Source organism: Ruegeria sp. HKCCA4633 (assembly GCF_013034605.1).
Classification (GTDB): Bacteria; Pseudomonadota; Alphaproteobacteria; order Rhodobacterales; family Rhodobacteraceae; genus Ruegeria.
Genome location: NZ_WQGJ01000002.1, coordinates 69141 through 84137, shown reverse-complemented (window position 1 = coordinate 84137; position 14997 = coordinate 69141). Strand labels below are relative to the sequence as shown.

The 14997-nt window shown below is 55.6% G+C and carries 13 protein-coding genes; 4 read left to right on the top strand and 9 right to left on the bottom strand.

Translation table 11 applies throughout. From position 1 onward, the window contains the following. Positions 1 to 6: 6 nt before the first annotated feature. Genes GOV85_RS07035 through GOV85_RS07010 form a run of 6 tightly spaced genes read right to left on the bottom strand, consistent with a single transcriptional unit; the run spans position 7 to position 7062 of the window. Positions 7 to 591: an amino acid synthesis family protein gene (locus GOV85_RS07035; RefSeq protein WP_171176412.1), complete on the bottom strand. Its 585-nt coding sequence runs from the start codon at positions 589 to 591 to the stop codon at positions 7 to 9. Then, positions 588 to 1169 (bottom strand): amino acid synthesis family protein, encoded by a 582-nt coding sequence (locus tag GOV85_RS07030; protein ID WP_171176409.1) that lies wholly within the window; start codon positions 1167 to 1169, stop codon positions 588 to 590. Before GOV85_RS07030 ends, GOV85_RS07035 begins: the two co-directional genes overlap by 4 nt. Then, complete coding sequence (locus tag GOV85_RS07025) at positions 1156 to 2019, bottom strand: UPF0280 family protein (protein ID WP_171176407.1); 864 nt, start codon at positions 2017 to 2019, stop codon at positions 1156 to 1158. Before GOV85_RS07025 ends, GOV85_RS07030 begins: the two co-directional genes overlap by 14 nt. Beyond that, the gene (locus tag GOV85_RS07020; RefSeq protein ID WP_171176405.1) at positions 2016 to 3500 is read right to left on the bottom strand and encodes a 6-hydroxynicotinate reductase; all 1485 of its coding nucleotides are present in this window, start codon (positions 3498 to 3500) and stop codon (positions 2016 to 2018) included. The genes GOV85_RS07025 and GOV85_RS07020 overlap by 4 nt, the downstream gene beginning before the upstream one ends. Then, positions 3497 to 6235 carry a molybdopterin cofactor-binding domain-containing protein gene (locus tag GOV85_RS07015; RefSeq protein WP_171176403.1) on the bottom strand — a complete coding sequence of 913 codons (2739 nt, stop codon included), beginning with the start codon at positions 6233 to 6235 and terminating at the stop codon, positions 3497 to 3499. The genes GOV85_RS07020 and GOV85_RS07015 overlap by 4 nt, the downstream gene beginning before the upstream one ends. Beyond that, a complete protein-coding gene (locus tag GOV85_RS07010; RefSeq protein WP_171176402.1) occupies positions 6232 to 7062 on the bottom strand; it encodes a xanthine dehydrogenase family protein subunit M in 831 nt (276 codons plus the stop codon). Before GOV85_RS07010 ends, GOV85_RS07015 begins: the two co-directional genes overlap by 4 nt. A 333-nt stretch (positions 7063 to 7395) precedes the next feature. On the opposite strand from GOV85_RS07010, the gene GOV85_RS07005 reads away from it, so the two are divergent. Then, a complete protein-coding gene (locus GOV85_RS07005) occupies positions 7396 to 7764 on the top strand; it encodes a hypothetical protein (RefSeq protein WP_174827339.1) in 369 nt (122 codons plus the stop codon). Positions 7765 to 8240: 476 nt separating this feature from the next. Here GOV85_RS07005 and GOV85_RS07000 read toward each other — a convergent pair whose 3' ends face one another. Beyond that, positions 8241 to 9089 carry a fumarylacetoacetate hydrolase family protein gene (locus tag GOV85_RS07000; RefSeq protein WP_171176400.1) on the bottom strand — a complete coding sequence of 283 codons (849 nt, stop codon included), beginning with the start codon at positions 9087 to 9089 and terminating at the stop codon, positions 8241 to 8243. 15 nt (positions 9090 to 9104) lie between these two features. Here GOV85_RS07000 and GOV85_RS06995 point away from each other — a divergent pair, with 15 nt between their 5' ends. The 3 genes from GOV85_RS06995 to GOV85_RS06985 all read left to right on the top strand — a co-directional run bounded on the left by GOV85_RS06995 (position 9105) and on the right by GOV85_RS06985 (position 12963). After that, positions 9105 to 10034 (top strand): LysR family transcriptional regulator, encoded by a 930-nt coding sequence (locus tag GOV85_RS06995; RefSeq protein ID WP_371809160.1) that lies wholly within the window; start codon positions 9105 to 9107, stop codon positions 10032 to 10034. An 89-nt stretch (positions 10035 to 10123) separates the two neighbouring features. Continuing rightward, positions 10124 to 11359 (top strand): 3-sulfinopropanoyl-CoA desulfinase, encoded by a 1236-nt coding sequence (gene acdA, locus GOV85_RS06990; RefSeq protein WP_171176396.1) that lies wholly within the window; start codon positions 10124 to 10126, stop codon positions 11357 to 11359. A gap of 185 nt (positions 11360 to 11544) precedes the next feature. Then, the gene (locus tag GOV85_RS06985) at positions 11545 to 12963 is read left to right on the top strand and encodes a tetratricopeptide repeat protein (protein ID WP_171176394.1); all 1419 of its coding nucleotides are present in this window, start codon (positions 11545 to 11547) and stop codon (positions 12961 to 12963) included. A 92-nt stretch (positions 12964 to 13055) separates the two neighbouring features. Here the strand turns inward: GOV85_RS06985 and GOV85_RS06980 are convergent, their stop codons facing one another. After that, the gene (locus GOV85_RS06980; RefSeq protein WP_171176392.1) at positions 13056 to 13631 is read right to left on the bottom strand and encodes a hypothetical protein; all 576 of its coding nucleotides are present in this window, start codon (positions 13629 to 13631) and stop codon (positions 13056 to 13058) included. 321 nt (positions 13632 to 13952) lie between these two features. After that, positions 13953 to 14915, bottom strand: a complete 963-nt coding sequence (locus GOV85_RS06975) for a LysR family transcriptional regulator (protein WP_171176390.1) — start codon at positions 14913 to 14915, stop codon at positions 13953 to 13955. Positions 14916 to 14997: the final 82 nt, after the last annotated feature.

The following is a 14997-nucleotide window of genomic DNA, read 5'->3' as shown; positions in this document are numbered from 1 at the left end:
GTGCTCCTAACGAAGCCCGTCTTTGCCTTCTGCGTCGTCATGGGTCAAGCCACCAACTCGCGGTAGCGGCCGCCCGCTGTCAGTCACTGCCACAGCTACCATAATCTCGTTTGCGCGCGGCGCATCATTCAGGCGCACTTCAATCCCGTCGAAATGGCTGCGCACATAGGCCGCATCCTTGTGTCCAAGAGGCACATCCAGCACCTGACCCGGAGATCCCATCTTTTTCGAGGACGGCACCAAGGCCGCTCCTTTCTCTACTTCTTTCCGCAGTGGTGCGCCGAGTTTAGGATGCAGAATTGCAGCGGCGTGTTCCAACTCGCCATTCTCTCCCACCATGGCCGACTTACCATAGCTTTCAGCTTGTTCGGGCGCGATACCAAGGGCTTCGACGCATTTGCGACCCAACAACGCACCCAATTCCGCGCCTATCTCCATCAGCGCACTCAGGTCTTCCTGATAAGCACCTGCAAACGGGTTCTCGATCACGGCCACTGCAACTGCTTTGCGCGTGGCCGGGTCGATCTTGCGCCCGATTTCGGTATGGGTTTCTTCGATGTTCACGGCAATTTTGCGGATCTTGGCATTCATCTCAGCCCATCCTCTCCTTTGATGTCTTTTGCAGCCAGGCCACCAGCCCGGTCGTGGATGCGGGGCCCAGTGCTCATGACAAGAATAACGGCCATCTCGCCCGCCTTGGGTGCGTCATTCAAGCCAACTTCCATGCTGTCAAAATGGCTGCGCACGTATGAAGCATTGATATGGGTGATCGGCACATCCAGCCGCCCACCCACACCGGCGACCTTTTTGGATGAGGGCACAATCGCATTCGAGTTGTCCAGAAGCTCGCGCATCGCGTATCCGCCGGGCGCGTGCCACAGTGCACCATGCTCCAACTCACCGGCCTCTCCAATCATTGCGCCTTTGCCATACCCTTCGATTTTGTCAGCGCCTCCCAGCATCTCGACCAGACGCTTTGCCATTTTCAATCCCAGCGGCTTGAGGTCCTCCATGAACCACTGAATGTCGGGCTCGTACCGCCCTGCAAACGGGTTCTCGATGATCGCGATCGCCGCCGCCCGGCGCAAGGGTGTTGCAGGGACAGGGCCACCTTCGTGGAAAATCTCCTCAACGGAATAGGCGGTCTTTCGGACGTTAAGTTGGGACATTTTGGATCTCGTGTTGAATGGGTAAAATATGTGCGCCGGTCGTGACGGCGTGGCCTTGAAGGAACAGTGCCGCAGTTCTAAGGCAACCGTGGGTCTTTAACGATGTTGCGCGACGGACGCCGAAGGCCAATGCTTGCTGGCACTCGCTGGCCGATAAAGCGCCACAACCGACAACCACAGGCAAGCCCCCAAGATCGCTGTTCTCGTCAACCCCGCTGGCTGCGCGACGGCTGACCGAAGGGTGCCCTGGCACATCCACTGCATTGGCAACAAGTGTTGCTGCGGCATCAGCCTCGGCGGCAGAGTTAGCAAGAACTGTCACGCTGTCTGCTATACCCAACGACAGGCTACGCCCGTGGCGGCCCGACGTCGCGATACCGCCAATTCGATCCGCACCTGTGACCTCGATCCGGCCCAAATCGCTACCGTCATGGGCCTTGATCGCTGTTTTGAACGAGGTCCCCGGCGTCAGATGTAAGGCAATGTCGCCACCGTTATTGACATAAGCGCGGGTGATATCCGCGTTTTTGGTCATGGCCGCAAGAACCTCGTCTGCTATGCTTCCCGCCACGGCGGCCATCCGGGTTAGATAGCCTACATTCATCAAAGGCAGACACGCATCATGCATTCGGCGTGCCACCGCGCCCATGGGGCGGTTGGTAAATGGTGACAACATCGCACGAAGGTCAGGCAGCTCCTCGACCACCTCGGCAATAATGGTTTCGAACCGACGCATTGCGGCCCGATACGCGTGATCCCGCGCGCCATCCGCCCATACGATCAGATCGCTGGGGCCATGCTGCAAATGCAAGCGCTGGCCATCGGGCAACAGGCGCGCGTGCGGTTTCATTCCGCGTCTGCCTTCCAGCGGTAGTTGCCAAGGTCCATTGGATTCCCCGCTTTGGGATTTTGCCGCACATGACGGGCCTGATCAGAGTTTATGTCACTCACCTGCCGCATATGGTCGACGTGCCCGCCCAACGCGGCATAGTCGCTCACGCGCAGGGTGAACTCGATAGGCGCGACCAGAGCAGGCGTTGGAACGTAGCCAAAAGAACTGGTTGGCATGTCCAGAACGTCCACCATCACAGTGATACCGCCGCCGGGCCAAACATAAGCATCCGCCCCACCGCAGGACACATGCGTCAGCGCCTCCTTAACCGATTTGGTCAGACGCACTGGGTTTTCTGTGACACCCGCCCGCAGCGATCCCCCTGCCCCGCCCATGAACAGGACCGAGCAAACCGATGGTTCGCAGTTCTCCGCGATCAACGCCGCCGAGGACGCAAGTTTCGCGGGCACCTCTCGCTGTTGCGGAACAAGATCAGCATCAAGCTCGTAATATGAGAATTGCTCACCGGTGGTCGACACCATGAACAACCGCAACCCTTCCCAGGCTGTTTTGGGATTGAACGGGCCGAGGATCGCCAGAGGATCTTCAATATCCGTGCCGCCCCACCCTGTTCCGGGTTCTGCCACCTGAAAATACCGCCCCGGCGTCGAGCGGCGCCCCTTGATCTTGATCCCCGTCGCCGGCACGTCTAGCTGCTTGCCTGTTTCGTGCTCACTGAGAACACCGGTTATGTGATCGTCCACCACCACAACGTCGTCCACATGGCCGATCCACTGTTTCGGAAACATGCCAATGGTGGCCGAGCCGCAGCCCACGCGCATTAGGCTTTCGGTAACGCCATTTATGATCGGGGGTTGACCTGCCTGCACCACAACTTCTGTCGCGTGATCCTCTTCGCCGATTATCATGGTCACTGGTTCTCGGTTGCACAGCCGCAGCAGCGCGTCACAAGTCACACGGCCTTCTTTCTTACTGCCACCCGTCAGGTGCTCGACACCACCCAAAGACAACATCTTTGACCCGTATTCCGATGTCATTACATGGCCGATCGGCTCGCCATCCACGCGCACAACATCGCGTTCGTGGCCAATATGGCGGTCGGTGTCGATTTTTACCTTCACACCGCAATAGCTAAAGATCCCCTCGGTCACGACCGTGACCATATCGACACCTTCAACCTTCTGACTGGCGATGAAGGGGGCGGGCTTGTAATCGGGATAGGTTGTTCCTGCGCCAACGGCAGTAACAAACTGACGCTCTCCTTTGAAGATGTCACCATCCCAATCCGCGGACGCGCCCTCTCCCATAAACGGTACAAGATCCGGCCCGCTTTGGATGATGGTCAGCGGATCCAACCGTACCAGTTCACCACCATGGTTTGCATAGCGGTCACAAGCGCCGGACTTGCCGTCGGCGATGTAACACATCACCGGGCAGGCATCGCAGCGGATCTTTTCGGGCTTCGAAGCATTGGTCATTGCATCACGCTCTTCTTCAGGGCCTCATGAACGACGCTGGGGGTCGCAGGGCCTTTGTACAACCGCACCCCGGTTGCGTGTTTGATCGCGTTCAAAAGCGCAGGCGCGGTGGGGATCAAGACGTGCTCTCCCAGACCCTTGGCCCCGAAAGGCCCATGCGCATCAGCCTCTTCGATGATGATCGCTTCAATCGGAGGGATATCCCCAATGGTCGGGATCAGATAGTCATGCAGGTTCTCAGTCCGGCCAGGGATGTATTCTTCCATCAGCGCCATGCCAAGTCCCTGAGCAATCCCACCGTGAATCTGCCCTTCCACAAGCATCGGATTGATAGCCTGGCCGACGTCATGAGCCGCGACAAATTTCACAGGTCGGACAATGCCCAGCGCGGTATCTACCTCGACCACGGCCAAATGCGCGGCATAACCGAATTGGGCGTAAGGATGCCCTTGCCCGTTGTCGTCCAGGGGTTTTGTCGGAGGATCATAGCTTTCTTCCGCACGCAGAACAAAACCGTCTTCATCGGCTGCAAGCGCAGACAGGGTCAAAACATGAGATCCTGCGGCATCGGTTGCATGGATTTCTCGGTCTCTGAAGCCCAGAACTGCATCCTCTGCCACATTCAAACGCTCCAGGATCGCAGCCCGCAACGCTTTGCCCGAAAGCCGCGCCGCATTACCCGAGACAAAAGTCTGGCGCGAGGCCGAGGTTTTGCCCGCGTCAGGTGTTACATCCGTATCCACGCCAACGCGCGTGATCTGACCTGCTTCGACCCCAAGCGCGGTTGCAAATATCTGCGTGATGACGGTGTTGGCCCCCTGACCAATATCCATCGCACCTTGATGCAGCACCACCGAGCCATCTGCGCGAATACCACATTTGATGGTTGACGGGTTGGGCAAAGATGTGTTGCCGCACCCGTACCAGCCACTTGCGATGCCGACGCCGCGTTTCAGCTTTTCGTTGCGGGCGTTGAACCCCTCGGCCTCTGCACGTTCTAAATCCCAGGCAGGCCGCAACGCCTCAAGACAAGACTTGATCCCGACGCCCTGATCAAAAACCTGCCCGCACACGGTCGGCACATCATTGTCCAATGCGTTCGCTATGCGGAATTCCAGCGCGTCCATTCCCAATTTCTCGGCCAGTTCGTCAAAAAGACTTTCTTGCGCGATGGCCGATTGCGGCACGCCAAAACCACGAAACGCACCGGATGGCGGGTTGTTGGTGTGAACGCCCTTGGCCTGCGCTACATAGTCCGCAACGCGATATGGACCCGAGGCATGGACCGGAACCCGGTTCGCCACCGTTGGCCCCCAACTGGCATAAGCACCAGTGTCGAAGCTGCCGCGAAAGTCAAAGCCGCACAGCTTGCCATCTTCATCAGCTCCGATCCTGAGTGTGATGTCGCACGGGTGCCGCTTGGTCGAGCTTTGCATGGATTCCGTGCGTGAATAACAAAGCCGTACCGGCTTGCCTGTTTTAATCGCCGCAAGCGCCAGATAAGGCTGAACGCTCATATCCAACTTGGCACCAAATCCGCCGCCAACAGCAGTAGGAACCACCCGGATTTTGGCGCGATCCAACCCCAGAACAAGCGAAAGCCCGTCAAGATCCATCACCGGGGCCTGCGTGCAGGCATGCACCTCAAGACGACCGTCTACGAGTTCTGCAAACCCCGCTTCTGGCTCTATATAGGCATGTTCCACAAAGCCGCTTTGAAATCGGCCTTCCACAGTCACATGGGCACGCTCCAGCGCCGCCTCAGGGTCGCCGCAGGTCACAAACCCGGTGCACATCACGTTGTTATTCCGCCCCTTATGCAACTGTGCCGCAGAGACACTCTGAGCTGCGCCCATGTCCTGAGCTGCAGGCAACTCAGTCCAAACGATCGGCAATACGTCAGGATCAATCGCGCGCAGAGCATCCCGCGCGCCGACCAGGGCAGCGACCGCCTCACCCCGGAACCGAGTTTCTCTCTCGGCGAAAACGGGCTGATCCTCAAACCCCGGAATGACACCAAAGCAATTCTGGCCCGGAACATCCGCCACCGTCAGGACCGCGTCCAGCCCAGCCGCCTGCGCAAACCCCTCAAGATCACCGATTTCGAAGGTTGCCCGCGCAAAGGGCGAGCGGATTACCATAACCTCAAGGCACCCGGCCGGCGCCACGTCGTCCCCATATTTCACGACAGCTGAGACCTTTTCGATCCCATCCAAGTGTTGGATCGCGTCACCCACCTGGCCTGCTGTTTCGGTTGCCATGGCAGGCGCGCCCATGACAGCGTCGATGATTTTGCGGTAGCCCGTGCAGCGACACAGCACGCCACCCAAAGCGTCTTGCACCTGCGTCTCGGTGGGCGCAGGCACATCTCGCAAAAGCGCGACAGCGGACACGATCATACCCGGCGTACAGATGCCGCACTGCGCCGCCCCATGATCCAGAAAACTCTGCTTTAACCTCGTGGCAACGGGGTCTTGGGCGTTCAACCCCTGCACAGTCTCGACCTTGCGCCCTGCAACCTGATGCGCCGGGGTCAGGCAGGCGCAAACTGGGTCACCATCGATCAGTACGGTACACGCCCCGCAATCCCCTGCGTCGCAGCCGATCTTGACATCACGCTGACTCAGACTTTCACGCAAAACCTCGGACAATCGTTGGCCAGGTGCGACGAGTGGGGCCGCCTCTCGACCGTTCAGTTGGAATGGAACCGGGGTATCTGACAACGCTTTGTTCATGACGTAACCGCCTTGTGAATTGCGCGCTGAACTTGATGACGCACCGCGTCGAACCGGTACGATGCCGCCCCCCGGACGTCATCAATGGGCGTCAGACTCGCGATGTCGTCCTGCGAAATCCTTAGTTTATAGGGATCCTGCCCGATCAAACGCGCTTCCAGCGCTGTCAGCCGCTGCGCCACAGCGGAACAGGACCCTACGGCGACGCGGGCATCTGCGATTTTGCCCTGTGCATCCAGCAGGATGTTAACCGCCGTCATGGCAATCGAGATGACCAAATAGCGGCGGCTGCCTAGCTTCTCAAAGCCGGATGTCATGCGGACATGTTGTTTTGGCACAATGATGGCTGTCACCAGCTCATCTTCTCTAAGCACCGTTTGCCGCACGCCCGTAATAAATTCGCCCAACGGCAGAATGCGTGTCCCTCGCGCTGCGCTGGCAAGCTCAACCTCAGCGTTCAAGGCCAGCAGAGGCGGAACACCATCTGCCGCCGGTGACGCGTTGCAAATGTTCCCGGCAATCGTGCCCGCGTTCTGGATTTGCAGGCTTCCGACCTCACGCGCTGCCTGTTTCAAGGCGTCAAACGCTGCGGGCAAATCCGCTCTAACAACATTCGACCAAGTAGCAGCCGCACCAAACCTTGTGGCGTCTTCCGTTTGCTTGATGTCAGACAGGCCACCGACTCTGGTTATGTCTAACACATTCTCCGTCTGCTCACCCGGTCGTAGTGCCGGATAAAAATCTGTGCCACCCGCGATTACACGAACCCCAGCCTGCTTACGAAGACACAGCGCATCCGACAGCAAGCTTGGTTGTGAGTAGGCCATGCACAAATCCATTTTCGTTAGCGTACTAATGATAAGAGGGAGTTTCCACTAAAGTCAACATGACTGGCCAGGGAACGAAGAAGAACGGGATGCGTTCCGGGCAGTCTGTTGGTGTCGCATTCACTGGAACCCCGAACTGCACACGTCTGTGTTGACAGAATTCCGAAGCTGGCTAGGGAACATGACGCAACAAGTGCTGAACAGATCGGCGCTCCGAAATCGGTGCGGGTCGCCCTCACGCTAGAGGAGGGGATCCGATCCGGCAGGCTGGACAAGGGTGCGCCGCAGGCCAGTGAGAACACGTTGAACAAGCGGTTCTAGGTCAGTCGCAACATGGTACGAAAAAGCCTGGAGATCCTCAGCCGCAAGGGCCTGATCACAACGAGGCGCGGGGTTGGATCATTTGTCACTTTCGGCGGCAAAACCGTCGACGATCACACGGGATGGAGCGTGACATTGTCCTCAGGTGAAACCGAACTCGCCACGCGCGTCTTTCGTTTAGCGCGTGGAGAAATGGATCTGGTAGGTGCACCTGATACGGCTGGCACCGATGTCCTGATGGTCGACCGCCTGCGATTTCGGGCAACCACTGGCCAAAGCGTCTCACTGGAACGCAGCCGCCTTCCTTGGCGTGCAGGATTCTCCGAGATTCTTGAAAGCGGGCTGAAAAAGTCGATCAATGAAAATCGGCGCACCATCTGATGTTGTACTTCAGACTTGCCTTCGAATATGACCCCCTTAACCTGCCTCGCTTTGTTGCTACCATGGAAGCTTTGGCAGTTTGCATGGAAACTTTATTCAACGAAAATGATTGAATTTGCGTCGCGTGGAAATCCTCTAACAATTGTCCGCGAAGTTCAAAATCGAGCAATAGTAACAAACCTAAACAAGCAAAAAAATGATTGATTCCTGTTTGGTTGTCCGCCCATCAAGTGTCTCGCCACGATATTTAGACCGGCTCTTGTTTTTCAAGCCCGACAACGGCGATGGAATTCGCCTGGCTGGTTAAATTCACGTTCCGAAACTAAATAGGGTCGGTCGGTATCTCACCCGCCGTCCCTTTTTCCATTTTGTGGGCGATCTCAGCGTCCAGCGAGTAAAACAACCCTCACCGTGCAGCCAAGATCCTAAAGCTGAACCCGCTTTGAATCCGCTGTTGGTCCAGCAAATTGGTGTATTCAGCTATAAGCAACCGTGTTTTGTTGCTGTATGCCGAGGCCTTCGATGGAAAGTCGAATTTGTTGACCTTCTCTCAGAAATACCGGTTCAGGCTTTTGCCCCATACCGACGCCCGGAGGCGTGCCGGTGGAAATGATATCGCCAGGCTCCAGAGTCATAAACCGGCTGCAATAGGAGATGAGTTCTGCCACTCCAAAGATCATTGTTGAGGTCGAACCATTCTGATATCGAACGCCGTCCACTTCTAACCACATGGCAAGTGCCTGCGGATCCGGAACTTCATCCCGAGTCACCAGCCATGGGCCAATCGGGCCAAATGTGTCACAGGATTTTCCTTTAACCCACTGACCGCCCCGCTCGATTTGAAACTCGCGTTCAGAAAGGTCATTTACAACGCAATATCCCGCGACGTACGAAAGGGCATCCGCCTCGGAGACATGACGAGCAGTTTTTCCAATCACGACCCCGAGTTCAACTTCCCAGTCAGACTTTTGAGAGCCTTTTGGGATAATGACATCATCAAAAGCGCCGACGATGGAACTGGTCGCTTTCATAAACAGGATCGGCTCACTAGGGATCGGCATATTCGCTTCCTTGGCATGATCGCTGTAGTTCAGCCCAATGCACAAGAACTTCCCGATACCGGATACACAGGCCCCCAGACGAGCCCCTTCTTCTGCTAGCGGAAGACTGGAGACGTCCGCGGACCGAAGAACTTCAAGCGCGGAATCGGTAAGCACGTCACTGTTGATATCAGCGACAACTGTCGACAAGTCGCGGATCCTTCCTTCTTCGTCTACAATTCCCGGTTTTTCCTGGCCCGGTGAACCAAATCGCACAAGTTTCATTTCATCTCCGATTTTATGCTAGAGCAGTTGGGCTATAGCCCTAAGCCTAGATTTCGATGCGATGGTGTGGTCAATTTCATCGTTATGAACATAAACCAGCTCAAAACGCTACTCGCAGTCATTGAACAGAAATCTTTTGCTGCTGCAGGGGAAGTCATCGGGCTGTCGCCTTCGGCTGTAAGCCTTCAGATAAAGGCCATGGAAGATGAGTTGGGCGTACAGTTGTTTGACCGTATCAAGCGACCCCCTGTACCGACGGCGCGGGGACGCGCTCTGGCAGAGCACGCGCAACAGACTCTGACCCTCTTCGAAGCGTCGGCGCGTGTAGCACGGGGTGAGATCGTCAGATCAAGATTGGCGATTGGGGCTGTCCCCACGGCCTTGGCAAGCTTCCTTACGGTTGGCCTGAAGGCGCTGCAGACGACCTATCCCGCCTTGCAGGTCGAGGTAAAAAACGGAAGTTCATCTGCATTGGCCCAGAAGCTCACGGATGGGCATGTAGACGTTGCGATATGCACCAAACCTGTGAACCCGATCCCCGGTCTGGATTGGCACAGTATCGCGATTGAACCTTTCGTTGTTGTAGCTCCAGCGCATGCCAAGGGCGACAAATGGCAGGACTTGCTGCGCACGCAACCGTTTATCTGGTTCAACCGTAAGACTTGGGCAGGCCAGAGCATTGAAGAAGAACTGCGTGCTCAGAACATTGACGTGAAAAGTGCGATGGAGATCGACTCACTGGATGCAATTTCCAATCTTGTCAGTGAGGGGCTCGGGGTTTCGATTGTTCCGCTCTGCAAAGGTCGTCGGCCATTTTCGAACCGCCTGCGCACGCTTCCTTTTGGGGATCCGCCGTTTTCCCGAGAGATCGGAGCTTTCACAAACTCCGACGGCCGGGCAGATCTTGTAATCGATACTTTCATAGGGGCGCTGCAGTCTTCATGAGGAAACCTCATGCAAGAAACAAGAAATTGAAACTAACATAAATTTTTTTGGCGATGCTATGCTGACTTTATCAACAAGGCGAGCGCACCATGCTTCAAGACGCTAACTATTCAGCAACCCCGTCATTCGAGCTATCCGTCAGACAACGCGAAATTCAAAACAAGGCTCGGCACATCGCCGAAACCGTCTCCGGCCCGCTTGCTGCAGAAACTGATCGTTCCGAGAGGTATCCGGTCCGCGTTGTCGAAGCGATGACCAAATCGGGGCTAATGGGCATGAGCGTTCCCAAATCGCTTGGCGGTCCTGGTCACAGCTATTTTGACGTCGCACTTGTTGTTGAAGAGTTGGCTGCAAAATGTGGAGTATCGGGTCGGATCGCTGTTGAAGGAAATATGGGAGCCGTCGGCGCGATTATCACCTACGGATCACACGACCAAAAGAAAAGTGCGGCAGCGCATGTGTTGGCCGGTGACAAACCGGCAATCTGTATCACAGAGCCTGATGCAGGAAGCGCCGCGACCGAAATGACCACTACAGCGGTGCGCGAAGGCAATGCATGGGTTTTGAAGGGAAAGAAACACTGGATCACGGGAGGTGGCGTCTCGCAGCTCTATTTGATCTTTGCCAGAGTTATTGAAGAGGGCGAATTCAAAGGGATCGGTGGCTTTATAGGCTATCTGGGCGAAGACGGGCTGATGATCGGCGCGCGTGAGCCGACGCTGGGCCTTCGTGGCATCCCGGAAACCGAGGTCATTCTGGATAATCTGCGCCTGCCCCTGGACCGGTTGATTTCACCGCCCGACGGGCTGAAGCATGGCTTTTCCGCATTGATGAACGCCTACAATGCGCAACGCGTCGGGGCGGCGGCGGTCGCGCTTGGGATCGCACGCGGAGCGTATGAGGCAACGTTGGCGTTTGTAAAAACGCGCGAGCAGTTCGGTCGCCCGATTGCCGAATTCCAGGGTCTGCAGTGGATTATTGCCGATATGTCGATGCAGATTGATGCCGCTCGGATGATGATCTGGCGCGCAGCGGCCAGTGCAGACCGACAGCACTTAGGTTTTCCTGATCCCATGTTGGCGGCGCAAGCCAAGGTCTTCGCCTCGGAAATGGCGGTGAAAGTGACCAACGACGCGTTGCAGTTACACGGCGCACGCGGGTATTCGCGCAACACTCCCATCGAGCGCATGATGCGTGATGCACGAATGTTCACAATAGGCGGCGGCACGGCGCAAATGCTGCGCAACCTCGTGGCTGGACAGGTTTTGAAAATGAAAACCCCGCAAACACGGGGTGGATATCTTCCGAAAAACGAAAACGCTTGAAGAAACAATCAGAGACCAAGACGTATTGGACAAAGCGCATCCCCTGGCTTTGAAGCGGCGCGGAAGGCGTGACGTTTCCCGGAGAATGCACAACCGACGGCGTGAGCAACTTAGACTTGCAATTGGCTTAGCTTTCCAGCGGAATACCTTCACCTTAATTTCAGCTTTTGTTGGAAGGAGTGCGCATGACGGCCGTATCTGAAGTCTCACACAAACGGGCAACTTTCACCGATTGTCGGGGCGTGCCAATCTCGTATAAAGACTCCAAGGCCATTGACGGATTGGAACGCGCGATTGAGATGTCGTTGTCTTTTCGGGGCGACGCGATTGCGGAAATCGACGCGGTTCTGGCCGAGCATCCTGAATTTATCATGGGTTGGCTTTTTAAGGCCGGTTGGCTGACCCAATCCATGGAAACTCGCATCTACAGCGAGATGGTCGCGGCTTTGGACGAGGCGGGCAAGCGCCTCAAATCCGCCAATGATCGCGAGATTGGCCATTACGAGGCGGTCAAAGCCTGGGTAAATGGTGATTTCTACGGTGCGGTGCAGAAATGGGAGGCCGTGCTGGTAAAATACCCCATGGACCTCTTGGCAATGGAGTTGGTTCACTACACCGACGTTCTTCTAGGAGACGTCGCTGGGCAGCGCGACGTGGTCGCCCGCGCCTCCACGCTCTGGGAAGAAAGTATACCCGGATACGAATTCGTGCTGGGTTTCTATGCTTTTGGCCTCGAAGAGAACCGTGACTTTTCCCACGCCGAACAATTGGCGCGTCAGGCTTTGGCCATTCGCCCTGATCACCCCTACGCCGTGCATGCTGTCGCCCACGTTATGGAAATGCGTGGCCGCCAGATGGGCGGCGTGCGGTTCATGCAAGAACGCGCAGGTGAATGGGGCACGTCCAATTTCGCCAATCACCTTTGGTGGCACACCGCACTCTACCACCTTGATATCGAGCAATACGACAAGGTGTACGAAATTTTCGATGCGCATTTGGACTCGCGCCAGAAGGACGGCAATAAATATGAGGAACTGGACGCTTCAGCCTTGCTGTGGCGCATCAACCTTGTTGGCCAAGAGTCTGGCGACCGATGGAAACACCTCGCGGACAAGTGGGAGCCCGCCGCGCAGGACACGCTTTATGCGTTTAACGATGTCCACGCGATGATGACCTTTGTGTCAGATAACAGGGTCGAGGCACAAGACAAGCTATTGACGGCCAATGAGCGATATCTAGAAAACGCGTCTGATGCCAACGTCGCCATGAGCCGTGAGATTGGTATGCCTTTCTGCCTGGCCATGCGCGATTTCAAGAATGAGAAATATGGTGATTGCGTGGATCGGCTTTTGCCCGTCCGCTACCTGACCCACCGGCTTGGCGGATCCTTTGCTCAGCGTGACATCATCGGTTGGACATTGTTGGAGGCCGCCTTACGTGCGCGTCGGTTTGATCTTGCACTGGCCTTGGCCAACGAGCGCACCGCACTCAAACCAACCTCGGCGCAGAACTGGCGGGCCGTAGCGCGGGCGTTCAAAGGGTTGGGCGACACTTCCAATGCTGATCGGGCGATAGCCAAGGCGCAATCCCTAATCCTTGCGTGATCGGGCCAGACCCTTTCGGTTTACATATGAAAAGGCCTTTAAGCGCCCCGACCGGTGACGCTGTGCCGCCATTGTGAAGTGAACTTACTTACCTATTGGGTGGTCAGGTTCGTACTTGAAAAACTGAGAGCCAACATTAAAAGCGAAACGGCACCCAACCACGCTGCAATTACACGGAAAGAAATTCCAACCCACGGCCGTGTAAAGTGCTTCCCGACCAAAAAGCAAATACCCACAAGATACAGCAAACCTAAGTTGGCACCGATCATCGAACCGGACATCGTGAACACCCTGTCTTGGGATGGGCCATCGTCCGGCACCGAAGCATCACCGATCAAAAATGCACCCAGCCCGATCACTAAGGTTGCAAGAAGCGTAGGTTTTCCGGGAAAAAGTGCAGCCGTTGAACAAGCCAAAAAGGCCATTGCAAACATCATTGAATCGATTTCAGCAAAGCCAATCGCGAAAATGAGGCCAGCTAGGCTGGTGACAAAAAAGCTTACAAGAAGAAATCTCGCATGTGCTGGTTTGAACCCGCCAGCAAGCAAACGCAGGCCAATCATCAGCAGGGCTTGCGGTGGCGTTGAAAAGGGGTGGATTATTCCAACGTAAAACCCCTCGATACCCGGCAGGGAACTATGTGCCGACGCCGGATCGGCCACCAACACCAATGGGACAGATGCAAGGGGTTTGGGGTCGTTCATCCTCAGGCGACACCCGTGAGAAACGCAATCCCGGCAAAAGCAATCAGACCACCCGCGCCGCAAAACCACCACCATACCCATCGCCGGAGTGGGCGTACGCGGCAAATGTAGTAAGAAAGTATACCAAAGAAATAGCAAGAAGGCTGTGCACGATACGAGTAGGGAAAACAATTACCCCTTTGAAAAGGGGCCCTTCATTATTGGTAAGCTACGTATTCGAATGATTAAACGTGAGATGATCCAAGCGTTGTCTAAGCGTATGCCGCCCCGCGCAGTTAGGCACTACTATGCCTCCCCCTCTGTTCTGACAATACTGGTGCTGGGATTGGCAGACACATCCTCAAGCATCGCAAGGACTTCAGATTTCCAGCCCGCTTTGATGTTCAGGGCCAACTGTGAAGGAGGGCGGTGTACTGGCTCTAATATCGCGTATTCATACCTAAGTGGGCTTTCGATGGGCAGAAACACGACCTTTCCGCCAGACAGCTGCAATTCCCGTTCGGTTGCAACGGTCAGAGGATCCACGATTGTGCAACACTGCCCCGAACTTACGAAGGGGATCAGGGGTAAAAAGTACTGACAGGTCACCGTCGAGTTATACTGAGCAGAGGCCCCTTGGAACTGTGCCCTTATTTTGCGCTGAAACGGGTGCGTCTCATGAAGACCACCCATTGGAACCCCGTCGAGATCGGAGACCGAGATGCGATCACGTACGGCAAGCGGGTTTTCTCGGTCAATGGCACAGAAACAATCCGCCATAATCAATTCGACGGAATACTGCGGCCCTTTACCGTTGGAATGTTCGAAATCCGCAAAGCCAAAATCGATATTCTGTGTTCCCGCAAGCTCGATAATTTGCGGTGAGCTGCGCGTTGACAAAGTGATTTTAATGTCAGGGTTTTCACCAACTGACTGGCTAATAAACCGCGGAAACAAAAAGGCAGAAGGACCGGGCATGGTTGCAATATTCAGGCTGCCTGAATGCCCTTTAATAAGCCCCTCCATTGTGTTGGAGATCGCAGCTAGACGGTCCAAGATACCAGTCGTCTCAGCAAGCAAATAATGCGCTTCGGGGACCGGCACCAACCGCCGCCCTTTACGCTCAAACAATGTCAAACCCAGAGTTTTTTCCAGGTTCTTCAGTGCCAAGCTGATCGCTGGTTGGGTGCGGTTCAGCTTTCTGGCCGTCTGAGCGATGGAGCCTGTTTCCATAACTTCGCGAAAGACTGTGAGCTGTGTCAGGTTCATAACTCATATATAAGCTAAACTTTAGTTTTGTGAAATATAACAAATTTGTATTAATGAAATTTGTCTTTACGCTCTCAGGATC

Excerpts from the sequence above, each read along its gene's own strand:
- GOV85_RS07020 (WP_171176405.1), bottom strand. The coding sequence starts at position 3,500 with ATGACCAATGCTTCGAAGCCCGAAAAGATCCGCTGCGATGCCTGCCCG.
- GOV85_RS07030 (WP_171176409.1), bottom strand. The coding sequence starts at position 1,169 with ATGTCCCAACTTAACGTCCGAAAGACCGCCTATTCCGTTGAGGAGATT.
- GOV85_RS06995 (WP_371809160.1), top strand. The coding sequence starts at position 9,105 with ATGCTAGAGCAGTTGGGCTATAGCCCTAAGCCTAGATTTCGATGCGAT.
- GOV85_RS06985 (WP_171176394.1), top strand. The coding sequence starts at position 11,545 with ATGACGGCCGTATCTGAAGTCTCACACAAACGGGCAACTTTCACCGAT.
- GOV85_RS07035 (WP_171176412.1), bottom strand. The coding sequence starts at position 591 with ATGAATGCCAAGATCCGCAAAATTGCCGTGAACATCGAAGAAACCCAT.
- GOV85_RS07025 (WP_171176407.1), bottom strand. The coding sequence starts at position 2,019 with ATGAAACCGCACGCGCGCCTGTTGCCCGATGGCCAGCGCTTGCATTTG.
- GOV85_RS06975 (WP_171176390.1), bottom strand. The coding sequence starts at position 14,915 with ATGAACCTGACACAGCTCACAGTCTTTCGCGAAGTTATGGAAACAGGC.
- GOV85_RS07000 (WP_171176400.1), bottom strand. The coding sequence starts at position 9,089 with ATGAAACTTGTGCGATTTGGTTCACCGGGCCAGGAAAAACCGGGAATT.
- GOV85_RS07005 (WP_174827339.1), top strand. The coding sequence starts at position 7,396 with ATGGTACGAAAAAGCCTGGAGATCCTCAGCCGCAAGGGCCTGATCACA.
- GOV85_RS07015 (WP_171176403.1), bottom strand. The coding sequence starts at position 6,235 with ATGAACAAAGCGTTGTCAGATACCCCGGTTCCATTCCAACTGAACGGT.
- GOV85_RS07010 (WP_171176402.1), bottom strand. The coding sequence starts at position 7,062 with ATGGCCTACTCACAACCAAGCTTGCTGTCGGATGCGCTGTGTCTTCGT.
- acdA (WP_171176396.1), top strand. The coding sequence starts at position 10,124 with ATGCTTCAAGACGCTAACTATTCAGCAACCCCGTCATTCGAGCTATCC.